This window comes from Streptomyces lavendofoliae (genome assembly GCF_014649735.1).
GTDB classification, from domain to species: domain Bacteria; phylum Actinomycetota; class Actinomycetes; order Streptomycetales; family Streptomycetaceae; genus Streptomyces; species Streptomyces lavendofoliae.
This window is the reverse complement of the sequence record NZ_BMTP01000001.1, coordinates 65,296-82,026: the sequence shown is the minus strand read 5'-3', so window position 1 is coordinate 82,026 and position 16,731 is coordinate 65,296. Positions and strand designations below refer to the sequence as shown.

Below are 16,731 nucleotides of genomic sequence, written 5' to 3'. Positions count from 1 at the left end.
ATGCGGCACGGAGGCCGGTTGGGGCAGAGGGCTGCCGTGACCGTGACCTACGGCTCGGTCCGGCGCGGCAGCCACAGCAGCATCAGCACGGCGCCACCCAGCAGGATGCCCGCACCGGTACGGAAGGCCAGCGCGTACCCGGCCGTCAGTGCCTCAGGCCCCGCTCCGCCCGCCGTCCGCGACGCGGCGACCGTCGACAGGACCGCCAGACCGAGGGCGCCGCCCATCGTCCGCGACGTGTTGATCAGGCCCGAGACCAGGCCCGCGTCGCCCGGCGCGGCACCCGACGTGGCGAGGGCCGCGAGCGGGGTGATGGACAGGCCCGTGCCGGCCATCATCAGCACGCCGGGGCCGAGGATGGTGGTGACGTAGGAGCCCTGGGCGTCCATCAGGGACTGCCAGCCGAAGCCGGTGGCGGCGATCAGCGTGCCGAGCACCGCGAGGTTGCGGGCCCCGGTGGCCGCCATCAGCCGGGGTGCCAGTTTCGAGCCGACGATGACGCTGATCGAACTCGGTACGAGGGCCAGGCCGGCCTCCAGCGGGGTGTACCCCAGCACGTTCTGGGCGTACACGGTCATGAAGAACCACATGGCGAACGACGCCGAACCGTTGACCACCATCGACACGTTGGCCGATGTCACGGCTCCGGAGCGGAACACCTTGAGCGGCATGAGGGGCGCCTTCGTCCGGGCCTCCACGGCCACGAACGCCGCCAGCAGCGCCACCCCGCCGAGCAGCGGCAGCAGGGTCGCCCGCGCGCCCCAGCCGGCCTCCTCGGTCTGCACGATGCCGTACGCCACCGCCGCGAGACCGGCCGTGACGAGCACCGCGCCGGGCAGGTCGAGCCGCCGTCCGCCGTCCGTGCGGCTCTCCCGGATCCACGCCGCGGCGCCGACGAGCACCAGGACGCCGACCGGCACGTTGATCAGCAGCACCCAGCGCCAGGACAGCAGGTCCGTCAGGACGCCGCCGACCAGTCCGCCGGCCGCCCCGCCGCCCGCGCCGACCGCCGACCAGGTCGCGATCGCCCGGGTGCGCGCGGGTCCGGCGGGGACGGCGCCGGTCACGATGGTGAGCGTCGCGGGCGCGAGGACCGCCGCGCCGAGCCCTTGCACGGCGCGGGCGCCGAGGAGTTGCCAGCCCTCCTCGGCGAGCCCCCCGGCCACGGAGGCGGCGGTGAACAGCCCGAGGCCGACCAGGAACATGCGCTTGCGTCCGAACAGGTCCGCCGCCCTGCCGCCCAGCAGCATGAACCCGGCGAACGCGATCGTGTACGTGTTGAGCACCCACTGGAGCCCGACCGCCGACAGGCCGAGGTCGGCGCGCATCGAGGGCAGCGCCACGTTGACCACGGAGACGTCGAGGACCACCAGGAACTGGCCGGCGCAGGCGGCGAGGAGCACCGCCCACGTACGGCCGGCGGGCCGGGAGGGACCGGTGGCGGACGGGCTGCCGGACGGACCGGCGGGCGGGCCCGGGGCGGGTGCCGGGGACGGACCGGTGCCGGACGGGCCGGCGAACGATTCGGCGAACGGGGCGGCGGAGGGTGGGGCGGACGGGTCGGGGGCTATGCGGTCGCGGTCGTGGCCGGCGTCGGGGCGGGGCTGCGGCATACGCGTCATGGTCGCAGGTGCGGTGCGCTCCGTACACGTGGTCACGGGTCTTCGCCGGAAGTCCCGGCCACGGTGCCCGGGCACCGGCCGCCTACGATGTGACCGCCCAGTACGGACGTCCGACCAGGAGGAACCCATGGCCGTGCCCGCCGCGCCCAAGCCGGAGACGCTCGCCGCCTTCGAGGCCGCCAAGGGGTTCATGCCGGTGCGCGAGGGTCTGGCGCTCCACGCGGCGGCCACCGAGGCCGGGCGGCTGGGGCTGCCGCTGCTGGAGGTCGGCACGTACTGCGGGCGCTCCACGATCCTGCTCGCCGACGCGGCCCGCGCCGCGGGCACCGTGGCCGTCACGGTCGACCACCACCGGGGCAGCGAGGAGCAGCAGCCGGGCTGGGAGTACCACGACCCGGCGGTGGTGGACCCGGAGGTCGGCCTGATGGACACGCTGCCGACGTTCCGCCGCACGCTCCACAAGGCGGGGCTGGAGGAGTACGTCATCGCGGTCGTCGGCCGGTCGCCGCAGGTCGCCCGGGTGTGGGCCGGCGAGGTGGGCCTGGTGTTCATCGACGGCGGCCACACCGACGAGCACGCGACGGCCGACTACGAGGGCTGGGCGCCGCGCGTGGCCGAGGGCGGGCTGCTGGTCGTGCACGACGTGTTCCCCGACCCGGCGGACGGCGGCCAGGCCCCGTACCGCGTCTATCTGCGCGCCCTTGCGTCGGGCGCCTTCACCGAGGTGTCGGTGACGGACTCGCTGCGCGTGCTGCGGCGTACGGGCCCGGGTTTCTGACCTGACGGCCCGGCACGTCCTAGCATCGCGCTGTGCACCACGACGACAGTCCGCCGGCCGCGCGCCCGCCCCGCCGCTCGAAGCCCGTCCGCGTCCTCGCCCTCACCCTCGCCGTGTCGGCGTCGACCGCGCTGGCCGGGTGGCTGGTTTGGGGGGCGATGAGCGGTCCGGCCAAGAACGCGGCGCCCGGCGCCCGCCCGGCGCCCGGCCCCACCGCGCCCGGCCCCACCGCGCCCGGTCACACCGCGCCGGGCTCCTCCGGCGTCACGGCGTCCCCGGGCGCCGCGCCGCTCGCCGGGCGGACGGTGGTGATCGACCCGGGTCACAACCCGGGGAACTTCGCGCACCCCCGCGAGATCAACCGGCTCGTGGACATCGGAACGAACCGCAAGGAATGCGACACCACGGGGACGTCCACCGACTCCGGTTACACGGAGGCCGCATTCACCCTGGATGTTTCACACCGTCTCCGCGTCCTGCTCCGGGAGCAGGGCGCGACCGTGGTCCTCACCCAGGACGCCGACCGTCCGTACGGCCCGTGCATCGACGAGCGGGCCCGCATCGGGAACACCGCCGGGGCCGACGCCGTGGTCTCCGTCCACGCGGACGGCTCGGCCGTCGGCAACCGGGGCTTCCATGTGATCCTGCCCGCCCTGGTCAAGGGCGGAGCGGCCGACACCGCGAGGATCGCCGGCCCGTCGCGGTCGCTGGGCGAGAACATCGCGCGGGCGTTCGCCCGGGCGACCGGGAGCGCGCCCGCCAACTACGTGGGCGGCGGTACCGGGTTGGACGTGCGCAAGGATCTGGGCGGACTGAATCTGTCGACCGTGCCCAAAGTCTTCATCGAATGCGGCAATATGCGTGATCCGAAGGACGTCGCATTGCTGACAGACGCGGCATGGCGGCAGAAAGCGGCGCAGGGGATCGCGGTCGGCGTCCGTACCTACCTGCGGGGCTAGGCCCGGCGGACGGTAGCCTGCCGGGGGTCCGGGGTCAGCCCGGGTCCGAATCCGTACCGCATCCGTACGATGGGGCCGGCCACCCCCGTGCACCGCGCCACCCCGACGAGACGAACCGACGAAGGACTCTTACACGTGAACATCCGCTCCCTCACTCGAGGCGATGGCGTGGTGATCGGAGCAGCGGTGGTGCTGTTCATCGCCTCGTTCCTCGGCCTCACCAGTTTCGACTGCCCCACGGGGGTCGACTGCTCCGGTTTCGAGAAGAGCAACGCCTGGGACAGCCTGGGCCTCCTCATGAGCATGTTCCTCTCCGGTGTCATCGGGGCGGCGCTGATCGTGGTCGGGCGCGGGATGCCCGGCCGCAAGGTCGCGGGGATCGACCTGGGCCAGTTCGGTGTGGCCTTCTGCATCTTCGCGCTGTGGACCGCGTTCTGGACCATCGTCGACATGGACGCCGACGCCGGCGCCGGCATGATCCTGGGCCTGCTGGCCACGATCGTGCTGGCCGGCGCAGCGGTCGCCGCACCGCTCGTGCCGGCGCTGCGCGCCCCGCTGATGGGCGCGCCGCGTCCGCAGCAGCCGCAGCCGTACGGCGGTCAGCCGCAGGGCGGCTACGGCTACCCCGGCGCCCAGCAGCCGCCGTACGGCGGTCAGCCGGAGGGCGGTTACGGCTACCCGGGCGCCCAGGCCGGTCAGCCGGGCCAGCCGCAGTCGTCGCAGGCCGGGCAGCCGGGCCCCCAGGCCCAGCCGCAGGGGCAGCCGTCGCAGGGCGGCCAGGCCCAGCAGTCCGCGCCCGCCGCGGACTTCTCGCCGTTCTGGTTCGCCGTGCCGGTGGCCCGTCCGCTGTACGCGGAGGACGGCTCCCCGAGCCCGATCGCGGAGCTGGCGCCCGGTACCTGGTACCTGGCGGTCGAGCAGCGCGGCCAGGGCCTGGTGGCGCAGACGCAGGACGGCCGCCGCGGCGTGCTGCAGGACACGACGGGCATCCAGCGCGGCTAGCCCGCGTCCGGTCCCGTACGCGGCCCCTCGCCCTGCCGGGCGGGGGGCCGTCGCCGTGAGGCCGTCCGTCCGGGTGGCGCCGCGCCGCCGGGCGGGCGCTCCGCCTCAACGCGCCGCCGGCGGCGCGGGTTTCGGGCGCGGGCGAGCGGCAACCAGTAGCGCATGTCTCCCCGTCATCGGAACGGAAGCGCGCAGGCGGCGACCGCGATCGCGGTCATCGCCGATGTCATGGCCGCCATCATCGGCCTCTGGATCCTGATGTACCTGTTCGACGCCAACCGGGCCAACGACCTGGTGCAATTCGTCCAGGACACGGCCCGCTGGCTCGCCGGGTGGTCCCACGACCTGTTCACCTTCGACGCGGCCTGGCTGCGCGTGGTGGCCGGGTACGGGCTCGCCGCCCTGGTGTACCTGTTCCTCGGCCACGCCCTGGCCGGCCGCCTCCGCCGGTACTAGGGCCTGTCTTTCGGATCATGCCGGGCTCGCGGGGTCTGGCCTGATCCGAAAGACAGACCCTAGGCGCCATGCGGTACCCGGTGTCCGGGCACCGCGTGCCAGCCGGTGGGCCGGGACTCAGCGGCCGGCGCCCCAGGTGTGGGCGACGTCGACCACGAGACGGTCGGGCAGGTGCAGGACGCGGAAGGGCAGCCGGGCGCGGACGCCGAGGCCGACCTGGGTGTCGCCCTCGAAGCTGCCGACGAACCGGGTGTCCCGGAACGTGCGGTAGCCGGTGATGTTCACGCCGGGCAGCGGCTGGGACACCTTTCCGGCGTAGGTGGCGCGGCCGGTCTCGGGGTCGTACCCGGGCGCGGCCAGGCGGATCTCCAGGACGGCGCCGCCGGCGACCGGGACGTGGTGCCCGGAGCCGTCCTGGAACAGCCGGTCGACGTACCGGATCCGGTAACCGGCCTTCTGGGTGCCGAGACCGGGGACATGGAAGACCATGCGGTCGAAGCAGTCGTGGCGGCCGGTCCTGATGTCGGTCAGCGACGCGGTCGCCGCGCCGGCGCCGGTCTTCAGCGCGCTGCCCCAGCCGGTGGGGCAGGCGGCGGCCCGAGGGGCCGCGGCGGGCGCCGTCCCGGCCTGCGCGGCCTGGGCCGGCACCGTCAGCGCGGCGAGTCCCGCTCCGGTGAGCAGGAGCGTCGCCATGGTCGTCGTACGTCGTGTCATGTTTCCCCCTTGACGCTGGGTCCTTGTTCCACATCGGACGACCGGGGCGGCCGGAAGGTTGTGGTCGATCCTTCCGGGACCGCCGCGTCCGGTCGGTGAACTCGGGTACCCCTGCGCCGGGGTGACGAACCGGCGGCGGCGTCAGGTGGCTTGTTCAGGCCACCGGGCAGCAGTCGGGGGCCAGGCCCCGCGGGAGGCGTTCCCCGCCGAAGACGGCCGTCGTCGCCTCGTCCCCGCCCAGCGCGGCCACCGCCAGCAGCAGGGAGCCGGCCGTCCAGGTGGTGAGCTCCTCGGGCCAGACGGCCCGGTTGCCCTCGAAGACGTAACCCGTCCAGTACAGGCCGCCCGGGGCGCGGAGGTGGCCGATGGACTGCAGGATCCGCAGGGCCCGGTCGGACTCGCCCATCGCCCAGAGGGTCAGGGCCAGTTCGCAGCTCTCGCCGCCGGTGACCCAGGGGTTGGGCAGGACGCAGCGGACGCCGAGGCCGGGGACCACGAAGTCGTCCCAGCCGCTCTCGATCCGCTCCTTGGCCGCCGCGCCGGTGACGGCGCCGCCGAGGACGGGGTAGTACCAGTCCATCGAGTAGCGGTTCTTGTCGAGGAACCGCTCCGGATGGTGGCGGATGGCGTGGGCGAGCGCCCCGACGGCCAGCTCCCAGTCGGGCTGGGGCTCCTCGCGTTCCTCGGCGATCGCCAGGGCGCAGCGCAGGGCCTGGTGGACGGACGAGGAGCCGGTGAGCAGCGCGTCGGTGACGGGGGTGCCGTCGGGCTCGCGCTTCCAGCCGATCTGCCCGCCGGGCTGCTGGAGGCGGAGCACGAACTCGACGGCGGCGTAGACGACGGGCCACATCCGGTCGAGGAAGGTGTCGTCGCCGGTGGCGAGGTAGTGGTGCCAGACACCGACCGCCACGTAGGCGCAGAAGTTGGTCTCCCGGCCGTGGTCGGTGACCTGGGTGGGGTCGCCGTCGTGGTAGGCGGCGTACCAGGAGCCGTCCTGGTTCTGGTGGCGGGCGAGCCACTCGTAGGCGCGGGCGGCGGCGTCGTGCTCGCCGGCCGTGTCCAGGGCCATGGCGGCCTCGGTGTGGTCCCACGGGTCCAGGTGGTGGCCGCGGAACCAGGGGATGGCGCCGTCCTCGCGCTGGACGGCGAGGATGCCGGCGACGGTCTCGGCGGCCTGCTCGGCGGTGAGGACGCCGGGCAGGACGAGGTGTTCGGTGTGTTCGGGGGAGGTCACTTGGCGTCCGTCGCGGGCAGGTGCGGCTTGGTCGCGTACGCCACGAAGCTCTTGCCCATGACGGGGTTGAGCGCCTGCTCGGCGAGGCGGGTGGCGAGCGGCTTCTTCATGATGTCCCAGACCAGGAGCTTGTGGTACGCCCGCACCGGCAGGGCCTTGTCGTTGTCGACACCGAAGGCGCACTTCAGCCACCAGTACGGCGAGTGCAGCGCGTGGGCGTGGTGGGTGCCGTACGGCCGGAGCCCGGCCTCGCGGATCCTGGCGAGGAGTTCGTCGGCCTTGTAGATGCGGATGTGGCCGCCCTCGACCTCGTGGTACGCGTCGGAGAGCGCCCAGCAGACCTTCTCGGGGCCGTAGCGGGGGACGGTGACGGCGATGCGGCCGCCCGGCTTGAGGACGCGGACCATCTCGGCGAGGACGCCCTTGTCGTCCGGGATGTGCTCCATCACCTCGGAGATGATCACGACGTCGAACGACTCGTCGGGGAAGGGCAGGTTGAGCGCGTCGCCCTCCATGGCGGTGGCCGTCGCCCCGGCGGGTGCCTCCCCGGCCTCCTTCATGGCGGCGAACCAGGTGGCGACCTCGCGGATCTCCTCGGCGTTCCGGTCGAGGGCGACGACCCGCGCTCCGCGCCGGTAGCACTCGAAGGCGTGCCGCCCCGCGCCGCAGCCCAGGTCGAGGACGCGGTCGCCGGGGGCGAGCGGGAAGCGGGTGAAGTCGACGGTCAGCACGGGGACGGCCTGCTTTCACGGAAGAGGGGGGAGGAGGTGCGGGGGGACTGCGAGGTCATCTGCGGGCTCCGCGGGCCGCGATCGCCTCGCGGTACAGCTCGGCCGTGCCCTGGGCGGCGCGGGCCCAGGTGAACCTGTCCAGCACCCGGGCGCGGCCCGCCGCGCCGAGCCGGGCGCGCAGTCCGGCGTCGCCGAGCAGCCGGCCGAGACCGGTCGCGAGGGCGCCCGCGTCGCCGGGCGGGACGGCCAGGCAGGTCTCGCCGTCGGGGCCGGCGACCTCGGGGATGGCGCCGCCGGTGGTGGCGACCAGGGGCGTGCCGGTGGCCATCGCCTCGGCGGCCGGCAGCGAGAACCCCTCGTAGAGCGAGGGCACGCACGCCACCTGGGCGCTCCGGTAGAGGTCCACGAGCTCCGCGTCGGTGACGCCCTTGACGAAGCGGACGGCGCCGTCGAGCCCGTACCGCTCGATGGCCTGGGCGACCGGCCCGTCCTCGGCGCGCCTGCCGACGACGACGAGGTGGGCGTCGGGGTGCTCGGTGCGCAGCTTGGCGAGCGCCTCGACGAGGTGGACGAGGCCCTTGAGGGGGACGTCGGCGCTGGAGGTGGTGACGATCCGGCCGGGTACCTCGGGGACGGCGGGGTCGGGCGACCACAGGTCGGTGTCGGCGCCGATGTGGACGACCCGGATGCGGTCCCGGCGTACGCCGAGGTGCTCGACGATCTCGTCGCGGGAGGTGCCGGAGACGGTGAGCACGGACGGCAGGCGGCGGGCGACCCGCTTCTGCATGCGGGTGAAGGCGTACCAGCGGCGGACGGAGGCGCGGCGCTTCCAGTCGCCGGCGGCGTCCAGCTCCAGCTGCCGGTCCACCGTGATGGGGTGGTGGACGGTGGTGACGAGCGGGGCGCCGATGTCGCCGAGGAGGCCGTAGCCGAGGGTCTGGTTGTCGTGGACGACGTCGAAGTCGCCGCGGCGGGCCGCCAGGTGGCGCCGGGCGCGCAGCGAGAAGGTGAGCGGTTCGGGGAAGCCGCCGGTCCACATGGTGGCCACTTCGAGGGCGTCGATCCAGTCGCGGTACTCGTCGCGCTTCGGGGTGCGGAAGGGGTCGGGCTGCCGGTACAGGTCGAGGCTGGCCAGCTCGGTGAGCGGCACGCCCTCGTCGAGCACGGGGTAGGGCTGGGAGCCGATCACCTCGACGCTGTGCCCGAGGCGGGCCAGTTCGCGCGAGAGGTGGCGGACGTAGACGCCCTGGCCGCCGCAGAACGGGTTGCCCTTGTACGTGAGGAGCGCGATGCGCAGCGGGACGTCGCCGCCCCCGGTGCCACCGCCGCGGGGGCCTGCCTCTATGGCCTCAGCGGTCACTCGCGGCCCCCTTCTGCCTTGCGTTTCGCCGGAGCGTAACCGGTCGCGCTAATCTAGAACAAGTTTCAGACTTGATGGTTCAAGGAGCTCCGAATCTACCGGCAGGTAGTGCCGCTGTGAGGGCCGGTCCAGGTGATTCACGCCACGACGGCCGCCCGGCGGTACCGGCCCGTACGCACGTCCGTACGCCGGGGGACGGAACGACGGAACGGGACACATGACAGCGGAACTCAGACCGGCCTCGCCGCCGCTCACCGAGCGCCAGGAGGCGCGCCGCCGCCGCATCCTGCACGCCACCGCCGAACTGGCCGGCCGGGGCGGCTTCGACGCGGTCCAGATGCGTGAGGTGGCCGAGGCGGCGGGGGTCGCGCTGGGCACGCTGTACCGGTACTTCCCGTCCAAGATCCACCTGCTGGTCGCGACCATGCGGGACCAGCTGGAACACTTGCACACGACGCTGCGGAAGCGGCCCCCGGCCGGGGACACCGCCTCGGAGCGGGTCGCCGAGACGCTGATGCGGGCCTTCCGCGCCCTGCAGCGCGAACCGCACCTCGCGGACGCGATGGTGCGGGCGCTGACGTTCGCCGACCGGAGCGTGAGCGGGGAGGTGGACACCGTCTCGCGGCGGACGACGGCGATCATCCTGGACGCGACGGGTCTGGAGCACCCGACGCCGCAGCAGCTCTCGGCGGTGCGGGTGATCGAGCACACCTGGCACTCGGCGCTGATCACCTGGCTGTCGGGCCGGGCGTCGATCGCCCAGGTGCGGACCGACATCGAGACGGTGTGCCGGCTGATCGACCTGCCGGCGCGGGACACGTCCGGGGGCGGCGCCCGAGCCGGGGGCGGGGCGCCTGCGGGGGGCGGGGCCGCCGGGCCGGGGTGACCGGGCCTGCGGGGGTCGTCACCGCGCGTTCTTGTTCTTCTCCAGGTCTTCCCCGAAGAGCTTCTCGCACTCCGGTCCGCTCTCGGTGGCGATGAACGAGACCATGAGGAAGCCGCCCTGGCGGTGGTGGCTCGCCTTCACCGTCCAGTCGCCCTTGTCCAGCGACGTGATGACCGAGCCCGTGTGGTCGGACTTCTGCTTCTGCTTCCAGCCGCCCTTGACGAGTCCCGCGAGCGTGGCGTCGTAGGACTTCTCGGAGTCGGCGACCTTCTCGTCGTCGACCTGCCAGGAGACCATGCAGGGCTTGAGCGCCGGGGGCACGTCCCCGTCGGACGGCTTCTCGCTGAAGCCCGCCGCCGTGGCCGCGTCCGCGATCTCCCGGGTCACCCCGGCGGCGTCCAGGCCGCCTCCGGCCTCCGCCCCGGCACCCGTGCCCGCCGGGGCCGTGGCGCCGGGCGGGGGCGCGTGGTTCCCCGTCCCCTCGCCGGAACCACCGCCGCAGCCCGCGACCAGCAGCACCACACCGGCGGCCGCAGCCGCCCTCGTCCAGGCTCCCGGCGTCGCCGGAGCCGGGGACAGCCCCATCGCCTTGCGCACGAATATCCCCATCCTGCGTGCACGCGGGCCCCGTGCCCGCCTGACCAGGAGGGAAGCTTCGCACGAGGGGGCGGGCCGGCCCGTGCAAGGACAGGCCCCGCGCGCCGCCGCGCCGCGCTCCGCCGGACCGGGCGCGGGCGGCCGGAAGCGGGTGCCCCGCCACCGGCCGGCCGGGGACGGACCTCCGGCGCGGGGCACCGCACGTCACCCGGCCGCCGTCCCCCACCCGGCCGTGTCCGGTCACCCCGCCGTGGTCGTTGCCCGGCCGTGCGCCCCGTCAGGCGCGCCGGACCCACCCGCCGTGCCGCGTCGGGCCGCGCCGTCGTCCGTCACCGTGCCGCGCGCCGCGTCGCCCCGCCGGGCCGGTGCCAGGGCTGCGGGCCGGTGACGTACGTCGCGTGGGGGCCGTCCTGACCCGCCGGTAGAGTGAACGCGTCGTCATCATGCCCGTACGGGGGGAAGCCGGTGCGAATCCGGCGCTGACCACGCAGCCGTGAGACCGCCTTCGGCGGTGAGCCGGAATGCCCCGTACGCGCACGTGTTCGGCTCGTGTCATCGGGACCACCACCCGGTGACCGGCACCGTCGAGGAATACGGAGCCGGAGCCTGGTGCCCTTCGCGTGCCGGTGCCCGGCTTCCGCAGGAGAGGCCACCAAAGCCATGATCACCGTTCGTGTCCGCCACGGCGCCGCCGCGCTCGCCGCGGCCGCCGTCCTGCTGTCCGGCGGTGTCCCGACCGCTCACGCGGCGCCGTCGCCGGCCCCCTCCCCCACGCTCCCGGCCGGCCTGTACGGCACGGGGGACCCCACGTACGACGGTGTCTGGCGGCAGTCGCTGGCCTTCATGGCCCAGCAGGTGGCCGGCGTCGAGCCGAACCGCACGGCCGTGGACTGGCTGCTGGACCAGCAGTGCGACAGCGGCGGCTTCGCCTCCTACCGCCCCGACCCGGCGAAGACCTGCGACCCGAGGACGCCGCTGGACACCAACGCCACCGCCGTCGCCGTGCAGGCCCTGTCCGGAGTCGACCGGCCCGAGGCGGCCGAGCCCGGCACCGACCCGGTCAGCAAGGCCATCGGCGCGGGCGCCGCCTGGCTGAAGGGCGTCCAGAACAAGGACGGCGGCTGGGGCTACAACCCCGGCGCGCCCAGTGACGCCAACTCCACGTCGGTCGTCGTCAGCGCGCTCGCCGCCATCGGCCACCGGCCCGGCGGCATCACCTCCAGCGGTGGCCGGACCCCCTACGACGCGCTGCTCGGCTTCGCGCTCCCCTGTGACGCGGGGAAGGGCGGGGGCGCCTTCGCCTACCAGCCCGACGCGAAGACCGGCGCGCTCGTCGCGAACGCCGACGCCACCGCCGCCGCCGTCCTCGCCGGGCTCGGCAAGGACATCCGGACGCGGGGCGTGGAACCGGAGCAGAAGCCGACCTGCGCGACCCCGGCGAGGCCGACCGCCGAGCGGGCGGCCCGCAACGGTGCCGCCTGGCTGGCCGGCGCCCTCGCCGGCAGCGGCCACCTCGACCTGCCGCCCATGCCGGGCGCCGCGTCGACGGCCCCCCGGCCCGACGTGGGCAACACCGCCGACGCGGTCATCGCCCTCGGCGCGGCCGGGCACGGCGGCAAGGCGGCGGGCGCCGTGGCATGGCTGAAGAAGAACTCCGCCGCCTGGGCGCGGGCGAACGGCCCGGCGGCCTGGGCCCAGTTGGTCCTCGCCGCCCACACGGTGGGCGAGGACGCCCGCGACTTCGGGGGCGTCGACCTCGTGCGGGGGCTGAACGCGACCGGCCCGGCGCCACGGTCGGTCCCGCTGGAGGAGAAGCCGGAGCAGCAGGAGACCGAGGAGGAGCCCGGCTTCGACGTCTGGCTGGTCGTCGGCGTTTTCCTGGTGGCCGGCATGGGCATCGGCTTCCTGCTCAGCGGCCGCAAGCGGAACCGGCAGCTGTGACCCGCGCCAGGTTCCCGGCCCTGCTCCTCGCGGTCTGCGCCGTGCTGCTCGGCCTTCCCGGGACGGCCGATGCGGCCGGCTACCGCTACTGGTCGTTCTGGGAGGGCGGCCCGGAAGGCGGATGGACGTACGCCACGCAGGGCCCGGGCACGGCCCGGCCCGCCGACGGCGACGTCAACGGCTACCGGTTCGCGGTGAGCGCGGACTCGCGGGACGCCGCCCGGCCCCGCCGGGCGCCGGACTTCGAGGCGGTCTGCGGGACGACGTCCGCCGGGGACGGCGCCAAACGGGTCGCCGTCGTCATCGACTTCGGCACGGCGGCGGACGCGCCCGCGCACGACGCGCGGCCACCCGCGCCGCGCGCGGCGTGCGCGCGGGTGCGGGCCGACGCGACCGCCGCGGAGGCGCTCGCGGCGGTGGCGAAGCCGCTGCGGTACGACGACCGGGCGCTGCTGTGCGCGATCGCGGGCTACCCGAGGACCGGGTGCGGGGAGCAGGTGGCGACGACCCCCGGCGGGCCGAGCCCGGCCGGTCCGGCGTCCCCGTCGCCCGCGGCCCGCCCGGTGACGGACCTCGGACCCGGGCCGTCCGTCGGGGTGGCCGCCGGGGTGGCCGCCGTCGCCGTCCTGGGCGCCGCCGGGGTGTGGCAGGCCCGCCGACGGCGCCGATGAGCCTCCGCGCCCCGGGGGCGAACCGCTCCAACGCCGTGCACGCGGGCGCCTGGTGGCTGTGGGCCCTGGGCCTGGCCGCCGCCGCCTCCCGTACGACGAACCCCCTGCTGCTGGGCCTGCTGGTCGGGGTGGCGGGGTACGTGGTGGCGGCCCGCCGTACCGACGCGCCGTGGGCCCGCTCGTACGGGGCGTTCGTGAAGCTGGGCCTGGCGGTCCTGGTGGTGCGGCTGGTGTTCTCCGTGGTCCTCGGCTCCCCCGTCCCCGGTACGCACCCGCTGTTCACGCTGCCCGAGGTGCCGCTGCCGGACTGGGCCCGGGGCGTGCGGATCGGCGGCCGGGTGACCGCCGAGCAACTGGTGTTCGCGCTGTACGACGGGGCGAAGCTGGCCGCGCTGCTGATCTGCGTGGGCGCCGCCAACGCGCTCGCGAACCCGGCACGGCTGCTGAAGTCGCTGCCGGGCGCGCTGTACGAGGTGGGGGTCGCCGTGGTCGTGGCGATGACGTTCGCGCCGAACATGGTGGCCGACGTGGGACGGCTGCGGGCCGCCCGGCGGCTGCGCGGACGGCCGGCGGGCGGGGTGAAGGCGGTGCTCCAGGTGGGGCTGCCGGTGCTGGAGGGCGCGCTGGAGCGGTCGGTGGCGGTCGCCGCGTCGATGGACGCGCGGGGGTACGGCCGTACCGTGCCGGTGCCGCCGGCCGTGCGGCACGCCACGACCGTCCTGGCGCTGGGCGGCCTGCTCGCGGTGTGCGTCGGCGCGTACGGCCTGCTGTCGGCGTCGGGGGCCTCGTACGCGGTGCCGTTCGTCGCGGCGGGGGTGGTCATGGCGGCGGCGGGGCTGCGGCTGGGCGGCCGCCGTTCGGTGCGCACCCGCTACCGGCCCGACCGGTGGGGCGCGCGGTCGTGGCTGGTGGCGGGGTCGGGCGCGGTGGTGGCGGCCCTGGTGGCCGGCACCGACCCGGTGGCGCTGCACCCGGGCGTCGTTCCGCTCGTCGCGCCCGGGCTGCCGCTGTGGCCGGCGCTCTCCGTCCTCGTGGGCCTGCTGCCCGCTTTCGTGGCCCCGCTGCCGAAGGAGTCCGTGTGATCCGGTTCGAGAACGTGACGGTGACCTACGCCGATGCCGCCGCGCCCACGCTGGACGGTGTCGACCTCACCGTCCCGGAGGGTGAGCTGGTACTGCTGGTGGGCCCGTCCGGGGTGGGCAAGTCGACGCTGCTGGGCGCGGTGTCGGGCCTGGTCCCGCACTTCACGGGCGGCACCCTGCGCGGCCGGGTCACCGTCGACGGCCGCGACACCCGCGCCCACCGGCCGCGTGAACTGGCGGACGTGGTGGGCACCGTGGGGCAGGACCCGCTCGCGCACTTCGTCACGGACACGGTGGAGGACGAGTTGGCGTACGGGATGGAGTCGCTGGGGCTGGCGCCCGCGGTGATGCGGCGCCGGGTGGAGGAGACCCTGGACCTGCTGGGCCTCGCCCCCTTGCGCGACCGGCCGATCGCGACGCTGTCGGGCGGTCAGCGACAGCGGGTGGCGATCGGGTCGGTCCTGACCCCGCACCCGAAGGTGCTGGTGCTGGACGAGCCGACGTCGGCCCTCGATCCGGCGGCGGCGGAGGAGGTTCTCGCGGTCCTCCAGCGGCTGGTCCACGATTTGGGCACCACGGTCCTGATGGCCGAGCACCGCCTGGAGCGGGTGGTGCAGTACGCCGACCGGGTGGTCCTCCTGCCGGCGCCCGGTGCCCCGGTGGTCGCCGGTCCGCCCGCCGAGGTGATGGCGGTGTCGCCGGTGCACCCGCCGGTGGTGGCCCTGGGCCGGCTGGCGGGCTGGGACCCGCTGCCGCTGACGGTACGTGACGCCCGGCGCCGCGCGGGCGGGCTGCGGGACCGGCTGGCGGGGCTCTCGCCGGCCGCCGCGTCCCCGGGGAGCGGGGCGGCCGTCGCTGCGGGCGGCGGGCCGGCCGCCGCGGGCCGCGCGCCGGTGGCACCGTCCGGGGTGCGGGCGGTGCTGGGCCGGCTGGTGCGCGGCGGCACCGCCCCGCCGGCCCCGGAGCCCCCGCCCGCCGCCGGCGCCGGGGGAGCCGGACGGACGGTGGCGGGGACGCGCGCGCTGTCGGTGCGGCGCGGCAGGGTCGAGGCGCTGCGGGACGTGGGCATCGGCGTCCGCGCCGGGGAGACCGTGGCCCTCATGGGGCGCAACGGGGCCGGCAAGTCGACCCTGCTCGGCGCGCTGGTGGGGCTGGTCGAGCCGGCGTCGGGCAGCGTCCTGGTGGGCGGCCGGGCGCCGCACCGGACGGCGCCGCGTGAACTGGTCCGGCACGTCGGGCTGGTCCCGCAGGAGCCGCGCGACCTGCTGTACGCCGACACGGTGGCGGCCGAGTGCGCGGCGGCCGACGCCGACGCGGGCGTCGCGCCGGGGGCGTGCCGGGCGCTGGTGTCGGAGCTGCTGCCGGGGGTGGCCGGCGACACGCACCCCCGGGACCTGTCGGAGGGGCAGCGGCTGGCGCTGGCCCTGGCGGTGGTGCTCACCGGCCGGCCGCCGTTGCTGCTGCTCGACGAGCCGACGCGGGGGCTGGACTACGCGGCGAAGGCCCGGCTGGCCCGCGTCCTCGGGAGGCTGGCCGCCGAGGGGCACGCCATCGTCATGGCGACGCACGACGTGGAGCTGGCGGCCGAGCTGGCGGACCGGGTGGTCGTCCTGGCGGAGGGGGAGGTCGTCGCGGACGGGCCGACCCACGAGGTGGTCGTCTCCTCGCCGGCGTTCGCCCCGCAGGTGGCGAAGATCCTGGCCCCGCAGCCGTGGCTGACCGTCGCGCAGGTGGAGGCGGCCCTGTGAGCGCCGCCCGCCCGGTGCGCCTGGGGCCCCGGTCGGTGGCCGCGCTGGTGCTGATCGGCGCCGTCGGGGTGGTCGCCTTCGGCTGGCCGCTGCTGGCGGACGGCTCGTCCGTCCTGGCGGGCCGGTCGCAGGACGCGCCGTGGCTGCTGGCCCTGGTGCTGCCGCTGCTGGTGGCCGTGGTCGTGGCGACGATCGCCGACTGCGGCATGGACGCCAAGGCGGTGGCGATGCTGGGAGTGCTGGCGGCGGTGGGGGCGGCCTTGCGTCCGCTGGGCGCGGGTACGGCGGGCCTGGAGCCGATGTTCTTCCTCATGGTGCTGAGCGGCCGGGTGCTGGGCCCGGGGTTCGGGTTCGTCCTGGGGGCGGTGACGATGTTCGCGTCGGCGCTGCTGACCGGTGGGGTGGGACCGTGGATGCCGTTCCAGATGCTGTCGATGGGCTGGTTCACCATGGGCGCGGGGCTGCTGCCGGGGCCGGTGGCGCTGCGGGGCCGGGGCGAGCTGCTGATGCTGGCGCTGTACGGGGCGCTGGCGTCGTTCGCGTACGGGACGGTGATGAACCTCCAGGGCTGGGTGACCCTCCAGGGCCTGGGGAGCGGGATCTCGTTCCAGGCCGGTGACCCGGTGCGGGAGAACCTGGTGCGGTTCGTGGCGTACTGCGCGGCGACCTCGCTCGGGTGGGACCTGGGGCGGGCGGTGCTCACGGTCGTGCTGGTGATGACCATCGGATCGACGGTGCTGAGGGCCCTGCGACGGGCCACCCGGCGGGCCGCCTTCGAGGCCCAGGTCACATTCGAAGGCGCCGAGAAGGGGTGAACGGGGCGCGCGGGGGTGAGGCGCCCCACAGGACACACGTCACATACGAAGGGGCATAGTGGCCTGGAACGGGCGGTCAGGGGTCCCGGCACCGCCCGTGGTGACGTGCGCCGATCGCCTCCCGGGCGACCGGAG

16 protein-coding genes and 1 riboswitch are annotated in these 16,731 nt (G+C 75.3%); of the genes, 10 read left to right on the top strand and 6 right to left on the bottom strand.

The window, feature by feature from the left end:
• Nucleotides 1-47: 47 nt before the first annotated feature.
• On the bottom strand, nucleotides 48-1,613 hold the full coding sequence (locus IE109_RS00425) for an MFS transporter (RefSeq protein WP_229890402.1): 1,566 nt from the start codon (nucleotides 1,611-1,613) through the stop codon (nucleotides 48-50).
• A 136-nt stretch (nucleotides 1,614-1,749) separates the two neighbouring features.
• On the opposite strand from IE109_RS00425, the gene IE109_RS00420 reads away from it, so the two are divergent.
• The 4 genes from IE109_RS00420 to IE109_RS00405 all read left to right on the top strand — a co-directional run bounded on the left by IE109_RS00420 (nucleotide 1,750) and on the right by IE109_RS00405 (nucleotide 4,817).
• Nucleotides 1,750-2,400, top strand: a complete 651-nt coding sequence (locus IE109_RS00420) for a class I SAM-dependent methyltransferase (protein ID WP_189548366.1) — start codon at nucleotides 1,750-1,752, stop codon at nucleotides 2,398-2,400.
• Between the two features lie 32 nt (nucleotides 2,401-2,432).
• Complete coding sequence (locus IE109_RS00415; protein ID WP_189548365.1) at nucleotides 2,433-3,359, top strand: N-acetylmuramoyl-L-alanine amidase; 927 nt, start codon at nucleotides 2,433-2,435, stop codon at nucleotides 3,357-3,359.
• Between the two features lie 135 nt (nucleotides 3,360-3,494).
• Nucleotides 3,495-4,361 carry a single stranded DNA-binding domain-containing protein gene (locus tag IE109_RS00410; protein WP_189548364.1) on the top strand — a complete coding sequence of 289 codons (867 nt, stop codon included), beginning with the start codon at nucleotides 3,495-3,497 and terminating at the stop codon, nucleotides 4,359-4,361.
• Nucleotides 4,362-4,523: 162 nt separating this feature from the next.
• Nucleotides 4,524-4,817: a hypothetical protein gene (locus IE109_RS00405; RefSeq protein ID WP_189548363.1), complete on the top strand. Its 294-nt coding sequence runs from the start codon at nucleotides 4,524-4,526 to the stop codon at nucleotides 4,815-4,817.
• Nucleotides 4,818-4,934: 117 nt separating this feature from the next.
• Here IE109_RS00405 and IE109_RS00400 read toward each other — a convergent pair whose 3' ends face one another.
• From IE109_RS00400 to IE109_RS00385, 4 genes are all read right to left on the bottom strand, one after another.
• Nucleotides 4,935-5,531, bottom strand: coding sequence for an AMIN-like domain-containing (lipo)protein (locus IE109_RS00400; RefSeq protein WP_373297593.1), 597 nt, complete (start codon nucleotides 5,529-5,531; stop codon nucleotides 4,935-4,937).
• 154 nt (nucleotides 5,532-5,685) lie between these two features.
• Entirely contained in the window at nucleotides 5,686-6,765 is a 1,080-nt protein-coding gene (locus IE109_RS00395; RefSeq protein ID WP_189548362.1) for a prenyltransferase/squalene oxidase repeat-containing protein, read from the bottom strand.
• A complete protein-coding gene (locus IE109_RS00390) occupies nucleotides 6,762-7,496 on the bottom strand; it encodes a class I SAM-dependent methyltransferase (RefSeq protein ID WP_189548361.1) in 735 nt (244 codons plus the stop codon). Before IE109_RS00390 ends, IE109_RS00395 begins: the two co-directional genes overlap by 4 nt.
• Nucleotides 7,497-7,551: 55 nt before the next feature.
• Nucleotides 7,552-8,856, bottom strand: coding sequence for a glycosyltransferase family 4 protein (locus tag IE109_RS00385; protein ID WP_189548360.1), 1,305 nt, complete (start codon nucleotides 8,854-8,856; stop codon nucleotides 7,552-7,554).
• 217 nt (nucleotides 8,857-9,073) lie between these two features.
• On the opposite strand from IE109_RS00385, the gene IE109_RS00380 reads away from it, so the two are divergent.
• Nucleotides 9,074-9,742: a TetR family transcriptional regulator gene (locus IE109_RS00380; protein WP_189548359.1), complete on the top strand. Its 669-nt coding sequence runs from the start codon at nucleotides 9,074-9,076 to the stop codon at nucleotides 9,740-9,742.
• 18 nt (nucleotides 9,743-9,760) lie between these two features.
• Here the strand turns inward: IE109_RS00380 and IE109_RS00375 are convergent, their stop codons facing one another.
• Complete coding sequence (locus IE109_RS00375) at nucleotides 9,761-10,339, bottom strand: hypothetical protein (protein ID WP_229890400.1); 579 nt, start codon at nucleotides 10,337-10,339, stop codon at nucleotides 9,761-9,763.
• A gap of 455 nt (nucleotides 10,340-10,794) precedes the next feature.
• Nucleotides 10,795-10,866, top strand: a riboswitch (cobalamin riboswitch).
• Between the two features lie 133 nt (nucleotides 10,867-10,999).
• Here IE109_RS00375 and IE109_RS00370 point away from each other — a divergent pair.
• The 5 genes from IE109_RS00370 to IE109_RS00350 are packed head-to-tail and all read left to right on the top strand — an operon-like array spanning nucleotide 11,000 to nucleotide 16,596.
• A complete protein-coding gene (locus IE109_RS00370; RefSeq protein ID WP_189548358.1) occupies nucleotides 11,000-12,280 on the top strand; it encodes an SCO2321 family membrane protein in 1,281 nt (426 codons plus the stop codon).
• Nucleotides 12,277-12,951: an SCO2322 family protein gene (locus tag IE109_RS00365; protein ID WP_189548357.1), complete on the top strand. Its 675-nt coding sequence runs from the start codon at nucleotides 12,277-12,279 to the stop codon at nucleotides 12,949-12,951. Before IE109_RS00370 ends, IE109_RS00365 begins: the two co-directional genes overlap by 4 nt.
• Nucleotides 12,948-14,033, top strand: a complete 1,086-nt coding sequence (locus tag IE109_RS00360) for an energy-coupling factor transporter transmembrane protein EcfT (protein WP_189548356.1) — start codon at nucleotides 12,948-12,950, stop codon at nucleotides 14,031-14,033. The genes IE109_RS00365 and IE109_RS00360 overlap by 4 nt, the downstream gene beginning before the upstream one ends.
• Nucleotides 14,030-15,781: an ABC transporter ATP-binding protein gene (locus IE109_RS00355; RefSeq protein ID WP_189548355.1), complete on the top strand. Its 1,752-nt coding sequence runs from the start codon at nucleotides 14,030-14,032 to the stop codon at nucleotides 15,779-15,781. The genes IE109_RS00360 and IE109_RS00355 overlap by 4 nt, the downstream gene beginning before the upstream one ends.
• Nucleotides 15,778-16,596: an ECF transporter S component gene (locus IE109_RS00350; RefSeq protein ID WP_308431318.1), complete on the top strand. Its 819-nt coding sequence runs from the start codon at nucleotides 15,778-15,780 to the stop codon at nucleotides 16,594-16,596. The genes IE109_RS00355 and IE109_RS00350 overlap by 4 nt, the downstream gene beginning before the upstream one ends.
• Nucleotides 16,597-16,731: the final 135 nt, after the last annotated feature.